This is a genomic window from Streptomyces sp. NPDC001100, assembly GCF_053598575.1.
Genome location: NZ_JBSFKO010000018.1, coordinates 59,631 through 80,685, shown reverse-complemented (window position 1 = coordinate 80,685; position 21,055 = coordinate 59,631). Strand labels below are relative to the sequence as shown.

17 protein-coding genes are annotated in these 21,055 nt (G+C 70.0%); 5 read left to right on the top strand and 12 right to left on the bottom strand.

Annotated features, from left to right (window positions below; translation table 11 throughout):
• Window positions 1-38: 38 nt before the first annotated feature.
• Entirely contained in the window at window positions 39-647 is a 609-nt protein-coding gene (locus ACWDEW_RS25880; RefSeq protein ID WP_450515402.1) for a TetR/AcrR family transcriptional regulator, read from the bottom strand.
• A 108-nt stretch (window positions 648-755) separates the two neighbouring features.
• Here ACWDEW_RS25880 and ACWDEW_RS25875 point away from each other — a divergent pair, with 108 nt between their 5' ends.
• Window positions 756-2,288: a cytochrome P450 gene (locus ACWDEW_RS25875; protein ID WP_450515401.1), complete on the top strand. Its 1,533-nt coding sequence runs from the start codon at window positions 756-758 to the stop codon at window positions 2,286-2,288.
• Here the strand turns inward: ACWDEW_RS25875 and ACWDEW_RS25870 are convergent.
• Together ACWDEW_RS25870 and ACWDEW_RS25865 are read right to left on the bottom strand one after the other, a co-directional pair.
• Entirely contained in the window at window positions 2,250-3,080 is an 831-nt protein-coding gene (locus tag ACWDEW_RS25870) for a pentapeptide repeat-containing protein (RefSeq protein ID WP_450515399.1), read from the bottom strand. The two genes, ACWDEW_RS25875 and ACWDEW_RS25870, sit on opposite strands and share 39 nt — an antisense overlap.
• Before the next feature lie 5 nt (window positions 3,081-3,085).
• Window positions 3,086-3,979, bottom strand: a complete 894-nt coding sequence (locus tag ACWDEW_RS25865; RefSeq protein WP_450515397.1) for a sigma-70 family RNA polymerase sigma factor — start codon at window positions 3,977-3,979, stop codon at window positions 3,086-3,088.
• Between the two features lie 100 nt (window positions 3,980-4,079).
• Between ACWDEW_RS25865 and ACWDEW_RS25860 the strand changes: the two genes are divergently transcribed.
• Window positions 4,080-6,230, top strand: coding sequence for a PI-PLC domain-containing protein (locus ACWDEW_RS25860; protein WP_450515396.1), 2,151 nt, complete (start codon window positions 4,080-4,082; stop codon window positions 6,228-6,230).
• Between the two features lie 24 nt (window positions 6,231-6,254).
• Here the strand turns inward: ACWDEW_RS25860 and ACWDEW_RS25855 are convergent, their stop codons facing one another.
• From ACWDEW_RS25855 to ACWDEW_RS25815, 9 genes are all read right to left on the bottom strand, one after another.
• On the bottom strand, window positions 6,255-6,866 hold the full coding sequence (locus ACWDEW_RS25855) for an FxLYD domain-containing protein (protein WP_450515394.1): 612 nt from the start codon (window positions 6,864-6,866) through the stop codon (window positions 6,255-6,257).
• Window positions 6,867-6,935: 69 nt separating this feature from the next.
• Window positions 6,936-8,240, bottom strand: a complete 1,305-nt coding sequence (locus tag ACWDEW_RS25850) for an alpha/beta fold hydrolase (protein ID WP_450515392.1) — start codon at window positions 8,238-8,240, stop codon at window positions 6,936-6,938.
• Window positions 8,241-8,341: 101 nt separating this feature from the next.
• Window positions 8,342-9,373: a LacI family DNA-binding transcriptional regulator gene (locus tag ACWDEW_RS25845; protein ID WP_450515391.1), complete on the bottom strand. Its 1,032-nt coding sequence runs from the start codon at window positions 9,371-9,373 to the stop codon at window positions 8,342-8,344.
• An 88-nt stretch (window positions 9,374-9,461) separates the two neighbouring features.
• The gene (locus ACWDEW_RS25840; RefSeq protein WP_450515389.1) at window positions 9,462-10,874 is read right to left on the bottom strand and encodes a BNR repeat-containing protein; all 1,413 of its coding nucleotides are present in this window, start codon (window positions 10,872-10,874) and stop codon (window positions 9,462-9,464) included.
• 19 nt (window positions 10,875-10,893) lie between these two features.
• The gene (locus ACWDEW_RS25835) at window positions 10,894-11,214 is read right to left on the bottom strand and encodes an L-rhamnose mutarotase (RefSeq protein ID WP_359608567.1); all 321 of its coding nucleotides are present in this window, start codon (window positions 11,212-11,214) and stop codon (window positions 10,894-10,896) included.
• Window positions 11,215-11,231: 17 nt separating this feature from the next.
• Entirely contained in the window at window positions 11,232-12,314 is a 1,083-nt protein-coding gene (gene rhaS, locus ACWDEW_RS25830; RefSeq protein WP_450515388.1) for a rhamnose ABC transporter substrate-binding protein, read from the bottom strand.
• Window positions 12,315-12,410: 96 nt separating this feature from the next.
• On the bottom strand, window positions 12,411-13,388 hold the full coding sequence (locus tag ACWDEW_RS25825) for an ABC transporter permease (RefSeq protein ID WP_450515386.1): 978 nt from the start codon (window positions 13,386-13,388) through the stop codon (window positions 12,411-12,413).
• On the bottom strand, window positions 13,381-14,421 hold the full coding sequence (locus ACWDEW_RS25820; RefSeq protein ID WP_450515384.1) for an ABC transporter permease: 1,041 nt from the start codon (window positions 14,419-14,421) through the stop codon (window positions 13,381-13,383). The genes ACWDEW_RS25825 and ACWDEW_RS25820 overlap by 8 nt, the downstream gene beginning before the upstream one ends.
• Before the next feature lie 55 nt (window positions 14,422-14,476).
• Window positions 14,477-15,994, bottom strand: a complete 1,518-nt coding sequence (locus ACWDEW_RS25815) for a sugar ABC transporter ATP-binding protein (RefSeq protein ID WP_450515382.1) — start codon at window positions 15,992-15,994, stop codon at window positions 14,477-14,479.
• Between the two features lie 261 nt (window positions 15,995-16,255).
• Here ACWDEW_RS25815 and rhaI point away from each other — a divergent pair, with 261 nt between their 5' ends.
• The 3 genes from rhaI (at window position 16,256) to ACWDEW_RS25800 (ending at window position 21,021) form a co-directional block, all read left to right on the top strand.
• Entirely contained in the window at window positions 16,256-17,416 is a 1,161-nt protein-coding gene (rhaI, locus tag ACWDEW_RS25810; protein WP_450515380.1) for an L-rhamnose isomerase, read from the top strand.
• 105 nt (window positions 17,417-17,521) lie between these two features.
• Entirely contained in the window at window positions 17,522-19,561 is a 2,040-nt protein-coding gene (locus ACWDEW_RS25805; RefSeq protein WP_450515378.1) for a bifunctional aldolase/short-chain dehydrogenase, read from the top strand.
• A gap of 8 nt (window positions 19,562-19,569) precedes the next feature.
• On the top strand, window positions 19,570-21,021 hold the full coding sequence (locus tag ACWDEW_RS25800; RefSeq protein WP_450515573.1) for a rhamnulokinase: 1,452 nt from the start codon (window positions 19,570-19,572) through the stop codon (window positions 21,019-21,021).
• Window positions 21,022-21,055 lie beyond the last annotated feature (34 nt).

Here is a 21,055-nt window from a genome sequence, read left to right as displayed (position 1 = left end):
GCGCGCCAACCACGCCACGTAAATTCCAGGACAGCCCTTCAGGGCGAGAGGACGCCCAACAGGGCCCGCGCGCACAGATCGCGCACCTGCTCACGGCTCAACTCCGGTGCGCGCAGCCACTCCAGGCAGACGGCGGTGGTGAAAGCCAGCCAGCCGCGCACCGCGAGCTTCGTGTCGGGCCGCTCCTCCACGGCGGGACCGAACTCGGGATCGGCGGCGAGCGCGGCCAGGATCTGCCGCTCCTGCGCCGCCAACGCCCGCTGGTAGACCCGCCGTACGGTCTGGTCCCCGGCCGCGTCGGCACGGTGGAAGGCGCGGTAGCCGTGCGCGTGGGCGTGCACGTACTCCAGATAGGTGTCGAGGGCGGCGGCGAGCTGTTCGCGGGCCGGCACGCCCGGTACGGCCGCCGTCATCCGCAGCATCCGCTCGCTCTCGCGCTCGACGACGGCCGCGAAGAAGTCCCGTTTGGTCGGGAAGTAGTGGTAGAGCAGCCCGCGGGAGACCCCGGCGATCTCGGCGACCTGCTCGATCCACACCTCGTCGTAGGGGCTCTCCGAGAACAACCGCGCGCCCACCGTGAGGAGTTGCTCCCGACGCTCACCGGTGCTGAGCCGGCGGCGTGTGCGCTCTCCCTGATTGGCGGCCATTCCCGCACTTTACTTGACGTCGGTTCAACAGCGGGATCACACTGAAACGCGCTATTGAACCCACGTACAACAGACTGAACTCGTGAGTGGATCAAGGGAGATCGCGTCATGGCGGAGACGACGACGGTGACGCCGGCCGCGCTGCCGAAGGGATTCCGGGGCGCCGAGCAGGGCTGGCCGCAGCTCGACCGCATCCCGCATCCGCCGCGCCGGCTCCCGTTCCTCGGTGACGTCATCGGCGCCGACCGGCGCACCCCGCTCCAGGATTCGCTGCGCTACGCCCGTCAGTTGGGCCCGATCTTCCGCCGGAAGGCCTTCGGCAAGGAGTTCGTGTTCGTGTGGGGCGCCGACCTGGTGGCCGACATGGCGGACGAGTCGCGGTTCGCCAAGCACGTGGGCCTCGGGGTCGCGAATCTGCGGCCGGTCGCCGGGGACGGACTGTTCACCGCGTACAACCACGAACCGAACTGGCAGCTGGCGCACGACGTCCTGGCCCCCGGCTTCAGCCGCGAGGCCATGGAGGGCTACCACCCGATGATGCTGGCCGTGGCCGAGCGCCTGACGGACCACTGGGACCGCGAACTGGCCGCCGGGCGCTCGGTGGACGTGCCCGGCGACATGACCAGGCTGACCCTGGAGACGATCGCGCGCACCGGCTTCGGCCATGAATTCGGCTCCTTCGAACGCGACCGCCCCCACCCCTTCGTCACCTCGATGGTGGGCACCCTCAGCTACGCACAGCGCCTCAACTCCGTGCCCGGACCGCTGGCCCCGCTGCTCCTGCGCACCGCGACCCGGCGCAACGAGGCCGACATCGCCTACCTCAACCGCACGGTCGACGACATGGTGCGCACCCGCCGTGCGACGACCGGCGGTGACGGCGACCTGCTGGACCGGATGCTGGAGACGACCCACCCGGAGACCGGCGAGCGGCTCTCCGCCGAGAACATCCGCCGCCAGGTCATCACCTTCCTGGTGGCCGGCCACGAGACGACCTCGGGTTCCCTGTCCTTCGCGCTGCACTACCTCGCCCGCCACCCGGAGGTCGCGGCCCGCGCCCGCGCCGAGATCGACCAGGTCTGGGGCGACGCGGAGGTGCCGGGCTACGAGCAGATCGCCAAGCTGCGCTACGTCCGCCGGGTGCTCGACGAGTCGCTGCGGCTGTGGCCGACCGCGCCCGCCTACGCCCGTGAGGCCACCCGCGACACCGAGCTCGCCGGTGGCCACCCGGTGCGGCGGGGCGCCTGGGCGCTGATCCTCACGCCGATGCTACACCGCGACCCCGAGGTCTGGGGCGCCGACGCCGAGGAGTTCGACCCGGACCGCTTCGACGCCAAGGCCGTCCGCTCCCGCGCCCCGCACACCTTCAAGCCGTTCGGTACGGGGGCGCGGGCGTGCATCGGCCGCCAGTTCGCGCTGCACGAGGCGACACTCGTCCTGGGCCTGCTGCTGCGCCGCTACGACCTGCGCCCCGACCCCGCCTACCGGCTGCGCGTGGCCGAGCGCCTGACGCTGATGCCCGAGGGTCTACGGCTCCACCTGGACCGGCGCACACCGCCCGAGCCGGTGACCACGCCGGTCGCGATCCCGGACGAGGTCCCCTCAGACGCCCGCTGCCCAGTGCACCGGGCGGACGACTGACCCCGGCAGCCGGGTGCCCGCGCTCCCCCGGGCCGCGTTGACCTGGGGCTCGGTGAGGAAGAACGCGCCGGTGAGGTCGGCGTCCGTGAGATCGGCGTCCCGCAGATCGGCGCCGATCAGATCCGCGCCGCGCAGGTCGGCCCCGGTGAGATCGGCGGCGATGAGGTAGGCGCCGCGCAGGTTGGCCCGGCTCAGATCGGCGCCCTTGAGCCGGGCGCCCATGAGATCGGCACCGCGCCGGTCCTTCTTCTTCCCCTTCACCCCGGCCCTCATCAGCTCACTGGTGCGCAGCAGCAGCACGTTGACCTCCTGCCGGTGGGCGGCCACATCGAGCGCGCCCAGCTCTTCGGGCGTGCCGCGCGTGAGTGCGTCGGTCGCGCGCAGCGCCTCGCGCAACGCGGGGTGGACCGGCACCGCGGCCGGCAGGGTGAGCGCCTCGTTCAGATACCAGAGCAGTTCGTGCAGCTGCCGTACGACGGGGAACACGTCGAACATCCGGCGGGACTCCGCCTGCGGGACCGTGCGCCAGTCCCGCCCGGCGAAGGTGATCTGCGAGACCTTCTGTCCGGCGCCGAAGCAGTCGTAGACCGTGCAGCCGGTGAAGCCGGACTGCCGGAGCTTCGCGTGGATGCCGCACCGGTGATCGCCCTGGAGGTTCGGGCACGGTGTCCCCGCGGCCTTGTCGATCGCGAAGTCCGTCGCCGCGGCGAAGGGCAGCGCGACACAGCACAGCCCGAAACACCGCTCGCAGTCACCCCGCAGATCGGCCCGGTCCACTATGTGATCTTCCATGCCGTTCAGCGTACTGACCCGTTCACATCGAGGCGGGACAGCCGGTCCGGGTCGGACAGGATGTACATCCCGGTGATCCGGCCGTCGGCGATCGTGACGCCCATGACGGAGAGGAGCTCTCCTTCGGGCGCGTTGACGACGCCCACCGAGCCGTTGACCAGGGCGAGTTGGGCGAGGCGGGCGAACGGGGCGAACATCAGGGCCTGCTCGGCGACCGTGCGCGCTCCGCGCAGCGCCTTGGAGGCCGCAGCGCCCCGGACCAGGGCGCCGGAGTCGGCGCGCAGTGCCACGTCCGGGTGCAGGAGTGCGACGAGGGCGTCGAAGTCACCCTCGCGTGCGGCGGCGAGGAACGCCTCGACGATCTCGCGCTGCCGACCGAGGTCCGGGTCGGTCGACGGGCTCGCGCCCTGGACCCGGCGGCGGGCCCTGCCGGCCAGTTGGCGGGTCGCGGCGGAGCTGCGTTCCACGATCGGGGCGATGTCGTCGAAGGGCACCGCGAACAGGTCGTGCAGGACGAACGTGAGCCGTTCGGCGGGCCCCAGGGTCTCCAGGACTACGAGAAGGGCGAGGCCCACCGAGTCGGCCTGGAGCACTTCCTCCTCGGGGTCCAGGTCCGTCAGAGGTCTGAGCAGCGGGTCCGGGACGAAGGTCTCGTCGATGGGGTCCTCGCGGCGCGCGGTGCGGGCACGCAGCAGGTCGAGGCAGACCCGGCCGGCCACCGTGGTGAGCCAGCCGCCCAGGTTCCTGATCTCGTCCGCGTCGGTACGGCTCAGCTTCAGCCAGGTCTCCTGGACGGCGTCCTCCGCCTCCGGCAGCGAGCCGAGCATGCGATAGGCCACCGCCCGCAGCCGGCCGCGGTGTTCCTCGAAGCGGTCCGCCAGGAGTTCCGTGTCGTTCATACCGCCCACCCAACACGTCCGCCCCCTGCCATGGCCACGCCATTTCCGGCGTCCCGTGTCCGTTTGCGGGGCGGGTGGGGCGGGACGACGATGAGAAATCATGGACCCGGTCGGCATCGCGTCCCGCAGACTGCCGCGTGTCGCGGCCCTGGTCCTGGCCGTCCTCGCGACGGCGGTCCTCACCCTCACGGCCACGGCCCGCTCCACCGTGGTCTCACCGGGTTTCTACCGGTCCGCACTGGACGAGGAGAAGGCCTACGACCGGCTCTACAGCCAGGTGCTGGTCGATCCCCGGACGGCCGCGGTCACCCGGGGGCTGCTGGCCCGGCTGCCCGTGCCGGAGGCCCAGGTCACCTCCAACCTCAAGCTGGTGCTGCCGCCGGAGACCGTCCGCGATCTCACCCAGCAGCAGATCAATGCCGTGGTGGGCTATCTGGGCGGCGAGCGCGACTCGCTGGTCCTCAAGGTCGATCTGCGGCCGGTGCTGGCCAACCTCGGCGACCTGGCGCAGATCTACTTCGGCGATCTCGTCGCCTCGGTCCAGAACCGTGCCGAGCCGGACTTCGAGCGCTTCTCGGCCGACCTGTGCACCGCCCTCGGTGCCGTGACCGCCGGACACATCCCGAACGGGCTGCCCGCCCTCCCGCTGACCGAGGCACAGGCGGAGCAGGCCGCCGGGACGCTGGTGAGCGGACTGCCCACCGCCGACCGGGACGCCCTGCGCCCGGCGGTCGAGGCCGCCCTGAGGGACGGCGATGTCGCGACCGCGCTCGCCACCGTGGCCCCCGCCGCCGTGTCGGACCACACGCGTACGGCAGCTGCCCAGCTGCGGGCGAGCATCGGTGGCGGCACCTGGAACTTCACGAACACCCTCGACCTGGCTCCGCTCCACCGCGCCCGCACGTACACGGCGGTCGGCCTCGGCCTCACGGAAGCCCTCGCCTCGGCGCTCCTCGTCGTCGCGCTTGCGGTGCTGTGGGTCGGCGGCGGCTCGACGCCTCCGGGCCGCCGGCTCCTCCCCGTGGGCTGGTCGCTGGCGGCCGGTGGACTGCTGGCCGGGCTCGTCGCCGTCCTCTTCCGGCTGGTCAGCGGCGGGCGGGTGATCGATCCGCCGGGCTCCTGGCCGCCGAGCCTGGCCCGGCTGGTCGACGACGTACAGCGCACCGCCCTGGACCGGCTCACGGCCACCGCCCTGACGACCGCCCTGGTTCCCGTCCTGGCCGGTGCCCTGCTGACCGGCATCGGCTGGGCCCTCCAGGTCCGGCCGCACGTCCCCGCCCTCCCGCGCCTCCGCTGGCTGGCCCTCGCCACGGGTGGCGCCGCCGTCGCCGGCGTCCTGCTGATCCCGTACGCCGTCACGCCCACCGCGTCCCGCACCTGCGAGGGCAGCGCGGAACTGTGCGACCGTCCCTACGACGAGGTCGCCTACCTCACCTCGCACAACGCCATGTCGACCACCGTCGACCGGTTCGTCGGTCCGCTCCAGGACCCGGGAATCACCGCCCAGTTGGACGACGGGGTGCGCGCCCTGCAGATCGACACCTACCGGTGGGAGCGCCCGGACGAGATCACCGCACGGCTCGCGGAGTCCGACTTCACCCCGGAACAGCGGAAGTTCGTCGCCGCGGCCGTCAACAAGGTCAACCCGCCGCGCGAGGGGCTGTGGCTGTGCCACTCCGTGTGCCGGGCGGGCGCCATCGCCCTGGTGCCCGCGCTGCGCGAGATCGGTGACTGGATGCGCGCCCATCCGACCGAGGTGATCACCCTGATCGTGCAGGACGCGATCAGCGGCGAGGACACCCAACGGGCCTTCTCGCAGGCCGGGTTGAGCGACCTGGTGCACACTCCGGACCCCGATCCCGCGAAGCCGTGGCCGACGCTGGGCGACCTGATCGACAGCGGACGCCGGCTGGTCGTCTTCGCCGAGGAGGCCGACGGCCCGGCGCCCTGGTACCGGAACTTCTACGACTACGGGATGGAGACGCCGTTCGCGTTCCGCACGCCGGACGCGATGAGTTGCGTGCCGCATCGCGGCGGCAGCGACAAACGCCTGTTCCTGCTCAACCACTTCATCACCATCGACGGCGGCAGCCGACTGGACGCGGGTGAGGTCAACGCCCGCCGGTTCGTGCTCGACCGCGTCCACCGCTGCGAGCGGGAACGCGGTCGGCCGGTGAACTTCGTCGCCGTGGACTACGCGACGATCGGGGACGCGGGCGGGGCGGTGGCGGCGCTCAACTCCGAGCGCTGAACCGCCTGTTGCCGAAAGGCGCGCTCAATAGCGTTGCGCCTTGGCCAACTTGGGGGTCAGCACCGGCTCCGGCGGCTTGGTGCTGATGGCGACCGGCTGGGCCTTCGCTCCGGGGGCGAGGTTCTCGGCGCCGACGTACCGCGTCTCCACCGCCTTCCCCGAGGAGTCGAGGAAGTCGACCTGGACGGCGTAGGACGCCTTCTTGTCGGTCTTGTTGGTGATGGTGACGAGGACGGCGAGGAGGCCGCCGGTCTGGGCGCGCGGTTTGCCGGTCATGGCGACCTCCGACATCGCGTTGCCCTGGCCCGTGACGTTCTTGAGTTCGTTCTGGGCGTCCTTGCTCGCGCGGGCGACCTCGGCCGACACGGAGGCCTCGAAGGAGGACGCGGCGGCCGAGGCGGAGGATGCCGCGGCGGAGGCCCTGGCTTGGGCCGAAGCGACCGCCGAGGAGGCGGCCGACTTCAGGGCCGACGGTGTCATGCCGGAGAAGGAGGCCTTGTCCGGGGTCGGCGTCTGTGAGCTGCTGCCGGAGCTGCTGTTGCCGTCGCCGCAGGAGACCAGCGCGACCGTGCTCGCCGCGACGACGGCGAGGACCAGGACGGCCGGGCGGGCCCGGCGGAGTGACTTGGTATTCATCGAAATGAACCTTATGCCGGAAATTACCGAGTCACATCTCGTCGCCGGACTCGCCTCGCGTCTGCGGACTCAGACCTCGTCGCGTGTGAGGGCCAGCAGCCGGTCCAGGACCCTCGTGCCGCCGGCCCGAACGCCGTCGTGCTCGAACTCGTCGGTCACCCAGGTGCGCAGGCCCCGGATGGAGCGGGCGGTCTGCAGCGAGTGGGTCGCGTCGACGTACATGTCGTCGTGGTAGACGGCCGCGGCGACCGGGACCTCGTTGGCAGCGAGGCGCGCCGGGTCGTAGAGCGGCTGCCAGTCGGTGCGGGCGGCGAGGAGCTCGGCGGTCTCGCGGAGCGGGCGCAGCGCGGGGTCGCAGTCGAACATCCAGGGGTGGATCGTCTCGCCGGTGAAGAGGAGGGGGCTGTCGCCCGCCAAGGTCTTGGCCGCGTCGAACTGCGGGAACTCGCCGCGGACGCGCTCGGCCGACCAGGCGGTGGGGCGGGCGTCCTGGGCGTAGATCACCTCGTGGATGAGGGCGTAGAGGGGGTGTCCGGCGTACGACAGGGAGTTCTGGACCTCTTCCTGGAACGCGTCGGAGAGTTCGTGGCCCTGCGGGGTGCGGACGAAGGCGTTTTCGAGGAGGAAGTGGAGACGGTGACTGCCCTCGCTGCCGCCGAGCATGATGCCGAGGGACTGGAAGGCCTCGACGGTGAGCCGGTAGCCGTTGGGCAGGACCGGCTCGTGGCGCAGCAGGTACTCGGCGATGCGGCGGGCGCGCTCCACGTCCTGCGGGTAGCGGTCGTAGTGGGCGGCGACCTTGCGCTCGATGCGCGGGTAGGCGGCCCGGTAGATGTCGTCGGCGTGCGCGTCGAGGGACGGCAGGCCGCCGGTGAGGAGGGCGGTGCGCAGGCCTTCGGGGGCGGTGGACAGGTAGTTCACCGTGCAGAAGCCGCCGAAGCTCTGGCCGAGGACTGTCCAGGGGGCGCCGCCGGTGAGGGCCGGGCGGATGGTCTCGCAGTCGCGGACGATCGAGTCGCCGCGGAAGTGCGTGAGGTGGTCGGCCTGCTCGGCGGGACCGCCGCGCAGCGGGAGCGTCTGCCGGTTGAGCGGAGTGGAGTGGCCGGTGCCGCGCTGGTCGAGGAGAAGTACGCGGTACTCGTCGAGCGCGCGGTCGAGCCAGGCCTGTCTGCCGACGAAACGATTCGCCCCGAATCCGGGTCCGCCCTGCAGGTAGAGCAGCCACGGCAGGTCCTCCCGGTCCGCCTTGTCGCTCGCGACGACCTCCCGGGCGTAGAGCTCGATGGTCTCGCCCGTGGGGTCCTCGTGGTCGAGGGGCACGGTGAAGCGGCGGTCGGTGAGGACGACGCCGGGCTGGCGGTAGCTGACGGACAACGGGACTCCTGGTACGGACGAGTGACGGGCCGCGTCACAGTCCAACACATGTGCGTCCGATATCCGACCCCCTGGATCATGAAATCCTACTGACCGGTCGATCAGCGGGCGGCGAGGCTGGAGCGGCGCACCACCAGTTCCGGCTGGAGCACGACCCGCCGGTGCTCGTGCGGGCGGGCTGTCGCGTCCGCCTCCGCCTCGGTCTCCTCCAGAAGCAGTTCGGCGGCGAGGGCGCCCATGGTGACGGCGGGCTGCCGGACCGAGGTGAGGGGGACGGCCGCCGCCGCGGCGAACTCGATGTCGTCGTAGCCGACGATCGCGAGGTCGTCCGGGACGCCGACCCCGGCCGCGAACATGGCCTGGAGTACGCCGAGGGCGAGCAGGTCGTTGGCGCAGAAGACGGCGGTGGGCCGGTCGGCGAGGCCCAGCAGCCGGGCCCCGGCGTCCCGTCCGGCGGCCACGTCGAGCCGGTCGGTGGGCAGCTCGCGCAGCGTGCCCGGGTCGAGACCGGCCTCCGCGAGCGCGTTCTTGGCCCCCGTACGGCGGTCCCGCACCTGGTTGAAGCCGGGCGGGCCGCTGACGTAAGCGATGGAGCGGTGCCCGGCGTCGATCAGGTGCCGCACGGCGAGCGCGCCGCCGGCGACGTCGTCGACGGAGACCGAGCACTCGGTGGTGCCCTCGGCGACCCGGTCGACGAGCACGAAGGGGATGCCGTGCCGGCGGAACGACTCGATGTTGCGTCCGGTCGCGTCGGCCGGGGTCAACAGCACGCCCCGCACCCGCTGTTCGGCGAAGAGCGACAGATACTCGGCCTCCTCGCCGGGGCTCTGCGCGCTGTTGCAGACCATCACGCCGAGCCCGGACTCGCGTGCGGCCCGCTCGGCGCCGCGAGCGACGTCCACGAAGAAGGGGTTGCCCATGTCGAGAACGAGCAGCCCCATGATCCGGCTGCGCCCCGCGCGCAGCTGGCGCGCCGACTCGCTGCGGACATAGCCGAGCCGGTCGATCGCGGACAGCACCCGGGCCCGGGTCTCCGTGGCGACGGTGTCCGGGCGGTTGATGACGTTCGAGACCGTGCCGACGGAGACTCCGGCGGCGCGGGCGACGTCCTTGATACCCACCGGCTGGGCCATCAGGCGGAGACCTCCAGGGTGACATGGGACGGCGGGAAGGCCTTCACATTACCGTCATGACCTTTGCCGACTCCGGCGACCGCCCCGGTCACGCGGGCAGGGCGAAGTCGACGACGTGGAGTGCCGAGGGGGTCGTACCGCTCGACTTCTCCTGGTACATGAACGACAGCACGTTGTCCGCCTTCACCCGCAGCTCGTCGATGACCACCTCGCCGAACGCGTTGAGGTCGCTCGCGTCGTACAGCAGCGCCCAGTCGGAGTACCCGGAGGCCTTCGAGGCGCCGGCGACACGGCCGAAGGGCAGGACCGCGTAGGCGTTGTCGTACTTGTCCAGGACCAGCTTCGTGCGCTGGCTGGAGTTCAGCGCGATCGGGATCTCGGTCTTCTGCCAGGTGCCCGACGCGTTCTTGCGGACGTGGAAGGCACGGCCGTTCGCGGTGCGGTCGGTGACGTAGTCGGTGGTGCACTGGCCGAAGCGTCCCGGGACGTAGCTGATGATCGCGTGCGGGAGGCCGGTGGAGTCGGTGGACTGGCTCTCCTGGTTCATCAGGGAATGGTCGGGGTTGAGGGAGTCGACGACGAGTCCGCCGTCCGTGACCGCGACGGTGTCCGAACTGCCTGTCGTCCCTACGACGGTTCCGGCGTCGTTGCGCCAACTGCGGCCCCGGTCGGTCGAGTAGACGTAGCCGGTGTCGTGGTTGGTGATGCCGCCGCTGCTGCACATCACGGCGGCGGACTGCTCGCGCCAGGTGAAGAAGGAGTGCAGTCGGCCGTTGACGTCGTAGTCGATGCCGTGGAGGTACATGTTGCGGGCGGTGCTGGAGCCGTGCGTGCTGGTGTAGGTGCCGGTCGAGGCGCTCCACTCCCCCAGCGCGGTCCAGGCCGAACCGTCGTACTCCGCAAGGGCGTTGCGGCCGTTGCCGGAGATCCCCACCCGATAGCTGAGCTGCAACCTGCCCTCGGGAGTGGCGACGAACTGGGGGTAGGTGAACTGCGAGGTGAGCGCCACACCGTCCAGCGAGGTCTGTACGGCGCCGAAGACGGCCGAAGTCCAGGCGGTGGACGCCGGATTGTCGAGGAGACCGGCGACCGACTTGACGTAGAAGAAGCCGTCGCTGTGGGAGTCCATGTTGAGGTGCAGCCGGCCGTCGACCCGCGAGACGCCCATCGAGATGACGTTGTGGGAGTCGTCGCTCTTGAGCTGATGGGAAAGGGTGATCGTGGACCATGTCGAGCCGCCGAGGACACGGCGGGCGACGACGGCGTACTTCGTGGACGTGTACCAGGCCGCGTACTGGTAGCCCTTGTAGGTCAACAGGCCGTTCTTCTGGAACGAGTTGTTGTTGACCAGGCCGTCGTAGGAGACGAAGTAGACGGCCTGGGCGTCGAGTTGGGTGGTGCTCTTCTTGGTGACGGACGGGCCGGGGTCGGCTGCCCGTGCGATGCCCGGCGTTGCCACGGCCGCAAGTATGGCGGTGGCGAGCACGGCGCGTCTTCTCATGAGCGGCTCCTGTGGGGGATCACGCGAGGTGGAAGACCTCGGTGAGGGGCTTCATCGCTTCGTCGGGACGGGCGCCGTCCAGGGACTCGAAGAACGGCGCCATCTCCGCCTGCCAGCGGGAGTTGATGTCGGTGGCCTCCATGCCGGCCCGGGCGGCGGCGAAGTCCTCGGTCTCCAAGTAGCCGACCAGCAGGCCGTCTTCGCGCAGGAAGAGCGAGTAGTTGTGCCAGCCGGTGGCCGAGAGTGCGTCGAGCATCTCGGGCCACACGGCGGCGTGCCGCTCGCGGTACTCGTCGAGGCGGTCCGCCCGGACCTTCAGCAGGAAACACACGCGTTGCATCAACACCCCTGTGCCTACTAGAAGTTGAACTGGTCGATGTTCTTCACGTTGAACACGGTCGGCTTGCCGAGGTTGATCACGCCGTCCTTGCCGATGGTGTACGAGGTCCCGCCGGCCTTGAAGGTCTCGCCCTCCTTGCCGGTGATCTGCCCGGACACCAGCGCCACCGCCGTCTGCGCGGCGAGGGCGCCGAGCTTCGCCGGGTCCCACAGCTCGAAGCCGTCGACGGTGCCGTTCTTGACGTACTTGCGCATGTCGTTCGGGGTGCCGAGGCCGGTCAGCTTGACCTTGCCCTTGTACTGGGAGCTGGACAGGTACTGGGCGGCGGCCTTGATGCCGACGGTGGTCGGGGAGATGATCCCCTTCAGGTTCGGGTACTGCTGGAGGAGGCCCTGGGTCTGCTGGAAGGACTGCTGGGCGTCGTCGTTGCCGTAGGCGACCTTGACCAGCTTGACGTTCTTGTACTTGGGGTCCTTCAGCTCGTCCTTCATGAAGCCGATCCAGGTGTTCTGGTTCGTCGCCGTCTGCGCGGCGGACAGGATCGCGATCTCGCCCTTGTAGCCGATCTGCTGGGCGAGCAGCTGCACCTGGGTGCGGCCGAGGTCCTCGGCGCTGGCCTGCGAGACGAAGGCGTTGCGGCACTCCGGGTTGGTGTCGGAGTCGTAGGTGACGACCTTGATCTTGTTGCTCATGGCCTGCTTGAGCGCGGTGCACAGGGCGCCCGGGTCCTGCGCGGAGACGGCGATCGCGTTCACCTGCTGCTGGGTGAGCGTGTTGACGTAACTCACCTGTCCCGCCGTGTCGGTGGCGCTGCTCGGGCCGACCTCCTTGTACTTCTCGCCCAGTTCGGTGAGGGCCTTCTCGCCGCCCTTGTCCGACGTGGTGAAGTACGGGTTGTTGACCTGCTTGGGCAGGAACCCGACGGTGAGCCCCTTCTTCAGGGCGGCGTTCGGGTCCGCCTTGCCCCCGGTGACGGCCGACCCGGTGTTCTCGTCCTTCACATCCTTCTTGGTGGTACCACCGCAGGCGGTGGCGACGAGGGTGAGAGAAGTGACGGCGACGACGGCCGCACAGGCACGACGAAGGGATGCTTTGCGCATGTCGGTTCCTTTTTGACGAAGGTGAGTACGACGCGCCCTGAAGGGGCGCGGGGAACTGCGCGACCAGCCACAGCCGGCCGGCAGCTTTCGAACGACCTATCCGACGGCTCGCGCAGCGGCCCTCGCGATGGCAATCTGGCGTGCGACCCGGGGGCCGAGCACCGAAACAACGAGCAACACACCGGTGACGACGATCTGCGACTGCGCGGAGACATTCAGCAGACTCATCACGTTCTGCAACGCCCCCAGCAGAAAGACACCCGCGATCGCGCCTCCCAACGTCCCCTTCCCGCCGTCGAAGTCGATCCCGCCGAGCAACACCGCGGCCACGACGGACAGTTCGAGCCCGGTCGCGTTGTCGTAGCGCGCACTGGCGTAGTGCAGCGCCCAGAAGATCCCGGTGAGTGAGGCCATCAGCCCGGTCACGGTGAACAGGATCAGCTTCTGCCGCTTGACCCGGATACCGGCGAACCGCGCCGCCTCCTCGTTCGCCCCGATCGCGAACAACGACCGCCCGAACGGCGTGGCATGCAGCGCCACGACGGCGATGACGAGCAGCACCAGGAAGGGCAGGAAGGCCCGCGGAAGGAACGTGTTGCCGAGGCGTCCCGCCGCGAAGTCCAGGTATTGCGTGGGGAAGTCGGTCACCGCGTTGGAGCCGAGCACGATCTGCGCGATGCCCCGGTACGCGGCGAGCGTGCCGATGGTGACGGCGAGGGAGGGCAGTCCGAGGCGGGTGACGAGCAGCCCGTTGACCAGTCCGCAGACCAGGCCCAGCAGCAGGCAGATCGGGATGATCGTCTCGATCGCCATGCCGTCGTTCCACAGTTTGCCCATGACCGCGCCCGACAGGCCGGCCGTGGAGGCGACCGACAGATCGATCTCGCCGGCGACGACCAACAGGGTCATCGGGAGCGCGATCAGAGCGATGGGAAGGGTGTTGCCGATCAGGAAGGACAGGTTCAGCGCGTTGCCGAAGCCGTCCACCGAGGTGAAGGAGAACAGGAGCAGGACGACGAGGAGGGCGCCGACGACCGTGTCCCAGCGGATCGCGCGCGTCAACGACTCAGGCATGGCGGGCGTTCCTCTTCTTCAGTGCGGTGGCCACGCGCAGGGCGACGATCCGGTCGACGGCGATGGCGAGGATGAGCAGGATGCCGTTGATGGCGAGCACCCAGACGGAGCTGACGCCGAGGGCGGGCAGCACACTGTTGATGGAGGTCAGCAGGAGCGCGCCGAGGGCCGCGCCGTAGACGCTGCCGGAGCCGCCGGTGAAGACCACGCCACCGACGACCACCGCGCTCACGACGGTGAGTTCGTAGCCGGTTCCGGTGCCGGAGTCGACGTTGCCGAAGCGGGCCAGGTACATCGCGCCGGCGAGTCCGGCGAGTCCGCCGCAGAAGGTGTACGCGGCGAGGATCCGCTTGCGGACGGGGATGCCGGCGAGCCGGGCCGCCTCGGGGTTGGAGCCGAGGGCGTACAACTCCCGTCCGCTGCCGAAGTGTTTGAGGTAGTAGGCGGTGGCGATCAGTACGGCGAGCGCGATCAGCGCCAGCCAGGGCACCGCCGAGAGGCCGCCGGAGCCGAAGTCCACGAATCCGCCCGGGAGATCGGCGGCCGTGATCTGCCGTGAGCCGACCCAGATGGAGTCGACGCCCCGGATGATGTAGAGCGTGCCGAGCGTGACGACCAGGGCGGGCACCTGACCGAGGCTGACGAGCAGGCCGTTGACCAGCCCGAGACCGATGCCGAGGAGTACGGCGAGCAGGATCGCGACGACCGCGTTGCCGCCGCTGTGGAGGTAGTCGCCGGTGGCGAAGGCGGTGATGCCGAGGGTCGAGCCGACCGACAGGTCGACGTTGCGGGTGATGACGACCAGCGACTGGCCGGTGGCGACCAGGACCAGGATGGTCGCGTTCAGCAGCAGGTCCTTGATGCCCTGCTCGGACAGGAACTCGCTGTTGCCCGCCTGGGTGATGCCGATCATCACCAAGAAGACGACCAGGATGGCGAGTTCGCGCATCTTGAAGACCCGGTCGACCAGCCGGGTGCTGCTCGATTCGGGCACTTCGGCGGCGGGCGCGGGGTTGGGAGCGGTGACCGTCATACGGCGGCCCTCCCGGAAGCTGCGCTCGACGGGGTTGCCGTCATGAAGGACCTGTTCATGCGGCGGTCCTCCCGGTGGCTGCGGCCATCACGGATTCCTCGGTGGCTTCGGAACGGGGGATCTCTGCGGTGAGCCGGCCCTCGTGCATCACCAGCACGCGGTCGGCCATACCGAGGATCTCGGGCAGATCGGAGGAGATCATCAGGACGGCGACACCGTCGGCGGCCAACTCGCTGAGCAGCCGGTGCACTTCGGCCTTGGTGCCGACATCGATGCCACGGGTCGGCTCGTCGACGATCAGCACCTTGGGGCCGGTGGCGAGCCACTTGGCGAGGACGACCTTCTGCTGGTTGCCGCCGGAGAGGGTGTTGACGGTGTCGGCGATCCGCGCGTACTTGACGTGCAGCTTCACCGCCCAGTCGAGGGAACGGCTGCGCTCGGCACCCCGGTCGACGAGGCCCGCCTTCACGGTCGTACGCAGGCCGGTGAGGCCGATGTTCCGCTCGATCGACATGTCCATCACCAGGCCCTGGGCGCGCCGGTCCTCGGGGACCAGGGCGAGGCCTGCGGCCATCGCGGTCGAAGGGGCGCCGTTCGTCAGCGACCTGCCGTCGACCTCGACCCCGCCCGCGTCCCACCGGTCGATGCCGAAGACGGCTCGCGCCACCTCGGTACGGCCGGCGCCGACGAGCCCGGCGAGACCGACGATCTCCCCGCGCCGTACGTCGAAGGACACGTCGGTGAAGACGCCCTCGCGGGTCAACCGCTTGACACTCAGGGCGACTTCGCCGGGTTCGACGTCCTGCTTGGGGTACAGCTCGTCGAGATCGCGGCCCACCATGCGCCGTACGAGATCGTCCTCGGTCATTCCCTCGACCGGCTCGCTGGAGATCCAGGCACCGTCGCGGAGGGTGGTGACCTGTTGGCAGATCTGGAAGATCTCCTCCAGGCGGTGCGAGATGAACAGGACGGCGGCGCCCTGTTCGCGCAGGGTGCGGACCACGCCGAAGAGGCGGGCCACCTCGCTGCCGGTGAGGGCGGCCGTCGGCTCGTCCATGATCAGGACGCGGGCGTCGAAGGAGAGCGCCTTGGCGATCTCCACGATCTGCTGGTCCGCGATGGACAGACCGCGTGCCGGACGCTCCGGGTCCAGCTCCACGCCGAGCCGCTTCATCAGCTCGGCGGTCGCCGCGTGCGTGGCCTTGTGGTCGATCCGGCCGAGCGCGCGGCGGGGCTGGCGGCCCATGAAGATGTTCTCGGCGATCGACAGGTCGGGAAAGAGGGTCGGTTCCTGGTAGATCACGGCGATTCCCGCGTCGCGGGCGTCGCCGGGGCCGTGGAAGAGGACGGGTTCGCCGTCGAGCAGCACCTGGCCGGCGTCGGGCCGGTGCACACCGGCGAGGGTCTTGATGAGAGTGGACTTGCCCGCGCCGTTCTCACCGGCGAGTGCGTGCACCTCACCGGGGAACAGTTCGAGGGACACGTCCCGCAGGGCGCGTACCGCGCCGAAGGACTTGGAGATGCCCTTGAGCGCGAGCACCGGGGCCGGACCCGCGTCTGACGGGTGGGTCATGAGGGGCTCCTCGACGACGCCGGCGGGGAGCCGTCACAGCGTCGTGAAAGGTTTCAACTTGGTTGCCGGGACGTTAGGCGCGCCAGCCTTGTCACGTCAATGGGTCCGCATCGAAAAACTTTCGATAGCCAAAGGTCACATTGGAGTCACGGAGCACAGGCTTCGCCGTAGGGCTTGACACCCCTTCGGGAGGCTCATAACTTCGCTCTCTGAATCGTTTCATACACACATCGTTTCGTCGCATGTCACAGGAGCCCACAAGTGACCGATCTCGCCGCGGTGAAGGCCGCGCTCAGGACCCAGGCAGTCGAGACGCCGTCGTGGGCGTACGGGAACTCGGGGACCCGGTTCAAGGTGTTCGCCCAGGAGGGTGTGCCGCGGACCCCGCAGGAGAAACTGGAGGACGCGGCCAAGGTCCACGAGTTCACGGGCGTGGCGCCGACGGTGGCCCTGCACATTCCCTGGGACCGGGTCGACGACTTCGGGGCGCTGGCCAAGTTCGCGGACGACCACGGGCTGAAGCTCGGCGCGATCAACTCCAACACCTTCCAGGACGACGACTACCGGCTCGGCAGCGTCTGCCATCCCGACGCGGCGGTGCGGCGCAAGGCGCTCGACCATCTGCTGGAGTGCGTCGACATCATGGACGCGACGGGCTCCGCCGACCTGAAGCTGTGGTTCGCGGACGGCACGAACTATCCGGGGCAGGACGACCTCTCCGCCCGGCAGGACCGGCTGGCGGAGGCGCTCGCGGCGGTGTACGAGCGGCTCGGGGACGGGCAGCGGATGCTGCTGGAGTACAAGTTCTTCGAGCCGGCCTTCTATGCGACGGACGTGCCCGACTGGGGGACGGCGTACGCGCACTGTCTGAAGCTCGGGCCGAAGGCTCAGGTCGTGGTCGACACCGGGCACCACGCTCCCGGGACCAATATCGAGTTCATCGTGGCGACGCTGCTCCGCGAGGGGAAGCTCGGGGCGTTCGACTTCAACTCGCGGTTCTACGCCGACGACGATCTGATGGTGGGTGCGGCGGATCCCTTCCAGTTGTTCCGGATCATGTACGAGGTGATCCGGGGCGGGGGGTTCACCGCCGATGTGGCGTTCATGCTCGATCAGTGCCACAACATCGAGGCGAAGATTCCGGCGATCATCCGGTCGGTGATGAATGTGCAGGAGGCCACGGCGAAGGCGCTGCTCGTGGACCGGGACGCGTTGGGTGCGGCGCAGCGGGGTGGTGATGTGCTGGGCGCGAATGCCGTGATCATGGACGCGTACAACACGGATGTACGGCCGTTGCTGCGGGAACTGCGGGAGGAGCAGGGGCTTGCCCCGGACCCGATCGCGGCGTATCGCTCCAGCGGGTGGCAGGAGCGGATCGTTGCTGAGCGGGTTGGCGGGCAGCAGGCGGGGTGGGGTGCGTAAGCGTCTGCCTGGATCGGTTGTTTGCGGGGTGCGGGTCCGTTGTGGCTGGTCGCGCAGTTCCCCGCGCCCCTGAAAGTCCCCTCTCTCACGTAAGGACCCGAGTTCATGGCACCGCACCCCGAAGCCGCCGCCCTTCTCGCCCGTTCCCATCGGCTTGGCGCTGATCCCCGCAACACCAACTACGCCGGCGGGAACGCGTCCGCCAAAGGCGTCGACACCGATCCCGTGACCGGGGGTGATGTCGAGTTGATGTGGGTGAAGGGGTCCGGGGGTGACCTCGGGACGCTCACCGAGGGCGGGCTCGCCGTGTTGCGGCTGGACCGGATGCGGGCGCTCGTCGACGTGTACCCGGGGGTGGACCGCGAGGACGAGATGGTGGCCGCGTTCGACTACTGCCTGCACGGCAAGGGGGGCGCGGCCCCCTCGATCGACACTGCCATGCACGGGCTCGTGGACGCGGCGCACGTCGATCATCTGCACCCGGACTCCGGGATCGCGCTCGCCTGCGCCGCCGACGGGGAGAAGCTGACCGCCGAGTGTTTCGGGGACACCGTCGTGTGGGTGCCGTGGCGGCGGCCCGGATTCCAGCTGGGGCTGGACATCGCCGCCGTCAAGGAGGCCAATCCGCAGGCCATCGGGTGTGTGCTCGGGGGGCATGGGATCACCGCGTGGGGTGCCACGTCCGAGGAGTGCGAGCGGAATTCGCTGCACATCATCCGGACCGCCGAGGCGTTCCTCGCCGAGCGGGGGAAGGCGGAGCCCTTCGGGCCCGTCGTCGAGGGGTACGGTCCGCTGGGCGACGGTGAGCGGCGGGAGCGGGCCGCCGCCCTGGCGCCGTACGTCCGTGCCGTCGCGTCCCAGGACCGGCCTCAGGTGGGGCACTTCACCGATTCCGAGGTCGTGCTCGATTTCCTCGCGCGGGCCGAGCATCCCCGGCTCGCGGCGCTCGGGACCTCGTGCCCCGACCACTTTCTGCGGACCAAGGTCAGGCCGCTCGTTCTCGACCTGCCGCCCGACGCCCCGCTCGACGAGGCGATCGCGCGGCTGAGGGAACTGCACTCCGCCTATCGCGAGGAGTACGCCGCCTACTACCAGCGGCATGCCGTGCCCGACTCCCCCGCGATGCGCGGCGCCGACCCGGCGATCGTGCTGATCCCGGGCGTGGGCATGTTCTCCTTCGGCAAGGACAAGCAGACGGCGCGCGTGGCCGGCGAGTTCTACGTCAACGCCATCAACGTGATGCGTGGCGCCGAGGCCGTGTCCTCGTACGCGCCGATCGAGGAGTCGGAGAAGTTCCGCATCGAGTACTGGGCCCTGGAAGAGGCCAAGTTGCAGCGGATGCCCAAGCCCAAGCCGCTCGCCACCCGGGTCGCACTCGTCACCGGTGCGGGTAGCGGGATCGGGAAGGCGATCGCGCGGCGGCTGGTCGACGAGGGCGCGTGCGTTGTCGTCGCGGATCTCAACTCCGAGAGCGCGCAGGCCGTTTCGGAGGAGTTGGGCGGGCCCGACAAGGCTGTCGCCGTGACTGTCGATGTGACCGATGAAGCGCAGATCGCCGCCGCCTTCAAGGCCGCGCTGCTCGCCTTCGGCGGAGTCGATCTCGTCGTCAACAACGCGGGGATCTCCATCTCCAAGCCCCTGCTGGAGACTTCGGCCCGGGACTGGGATCTGCAGCACGACATCATGGCCAGGGGTTCGTTCCTCGTCTCGCGCGAGGCCGCACGGGCGATGATCGCACAGGGGCTCGGTGGCGACATCCTCTACATCGCCTCCAAGAACGCCGTGTTCGCCGGGCCCAACAACATCGCCTACTCCGCGACCAAGGCCGACCAGGCCCATCAAGTACGGCTGCTCGCCGCCGAGTTGGGTGAGCACGGGATCCGGGTCAACGGGATCAACCCGGACGGTGTCGTGCGCGGTTCGGGCATCTTCGCGGGCGGCTGGGGTGCGCAGCGGGCGGCGACCTACGGGATCGAGGAGGAGAAGCTCGGCGAGTTCTACGCCCAACGCACCATCCTCAAGCGGGAGGTGCTGCCGGAGCATGTCGCCAACGCCGTCTTCGCCCTCACGGGTGGGGACTTGACGCACACCACCGGACTGCACGTCCCGGTCGACGCCGGCGTTGCGGCAGCCTTCCTTCGGTGAGCGCCGACGTGAAGGCGTACGCCGCGGTCGACCTCGGCGCGTCCAGTGGGCGGGTCATGGTCGGCCGTGTCGGGCCGGACTCCCTGGAGTTGGTGGAGGCCCACCGTTTTCCCAACCGGCCCGTCCGCACGCCGGAAGGACTGCGGTGGGACATCCTCGCGCTGTACGCGGGGGTCCTCGACGGGCTCCGGGCGGCGGGCTCGGCCACCGGCGGGCGGATCGACTCCGTCGGTATCGACAGCTGGGCTGTGGACTACGGGCTGCTCGACGCGGACGGGGCCTTGCTGGGCAATCCGGTGCACTATCGGGACGCCCGCACGGAGGGCGTCGCCGAGAAGGTGTGGGCGACCGTTCCGGCGGGCGAGCTGTACGCGTCGACCGGGTTGCAGTACGCACCCTTCAATACCCTGTACCAGCTGGCGGCGGCGCGTGACACGGCTCAACTGGCACACGCCGAGCGGCTGTTGCTCATCCCCGATCTGCTGTCCTACTGGCTCACCGGGGAGCAGGGCACCGAGCTGACCAACGCCTCGACGACCCAGCTCGTCGACCCCCGGACCCGCGACTGGTCGTACGACATCGCCTCGCGTCTCGGTGTCGACCTCGGGCTGTTCGCACCCCTGCGGCAGCCGGGGGATCCGGCGGGGGTGCTGCGGGCCGAGGTGCTGGAGGAGACGGGGCTGAGCGGGCCCGTGCCGGTGACGGCAGTGGGGTCGCACGACACGGCGTCCGCCGTCGCCGCCGTTCCGGCCGTCGAGGAACGGTTCGCCTACATCTGCACGGGCACCTGGTCCCTGGCCGGTCTGGAGCTCGACGCGCCCGTGCTGACCGAGGCGAGCCGGGCCGCCAACTTCACCAATGAGCTGGGGCTCGACGGCACCGTCCGTTATCTGCGCAACATCATGGGGCTGTGGCTGCTTCAGGAGTGTGTACGGGCCTGGGGCGAGCCGGAGTTGGGCGAGTTGCTGCGCGGGGCGGCCAGGGTGCCGGCGCTGCGGTCGGTGGTGGACGCGGGTGACGCGGTGTTTCTGGCGCCGGGGCGGATGCCGGAGCGGATCGCGGATGCCTGCCGTGGCTCGGGGCAGCCGGTGCCGGAGTCCCGGGCCGAGATCACCCGCTGCATTCTCGACTCGCTCGCGCTCGCGCATCGGCGAGCGGTCGACGAGGCCCAGGTGCTCGCCGGTCATCCGGTCGACGTCGTACACATCGTCGGGGGCGGTACGCGCAACGCGCTGCTGTGCCAACTGACCGCCGACGCCTGCGGGTTGCCGGTGGTGGCGGGCCCGACGGAGGCGGCAGCCCTCGGTAATGTGCTCGTTCAGGCGCGGGCCCACGGGCTCGTCGGTGACCTGGCCGGGATGCGGGGACTGCTCGCCCGTACCCAGCCGTCGACCCGGTACGAACCGCAGGGCGACACCGCCCGCTGGCGGGCCGCGGAGGCCCGGCTCGCCGCGCGGTGAATGCGGGCCCGAGGACAATGGCCTCCGGCTCGCC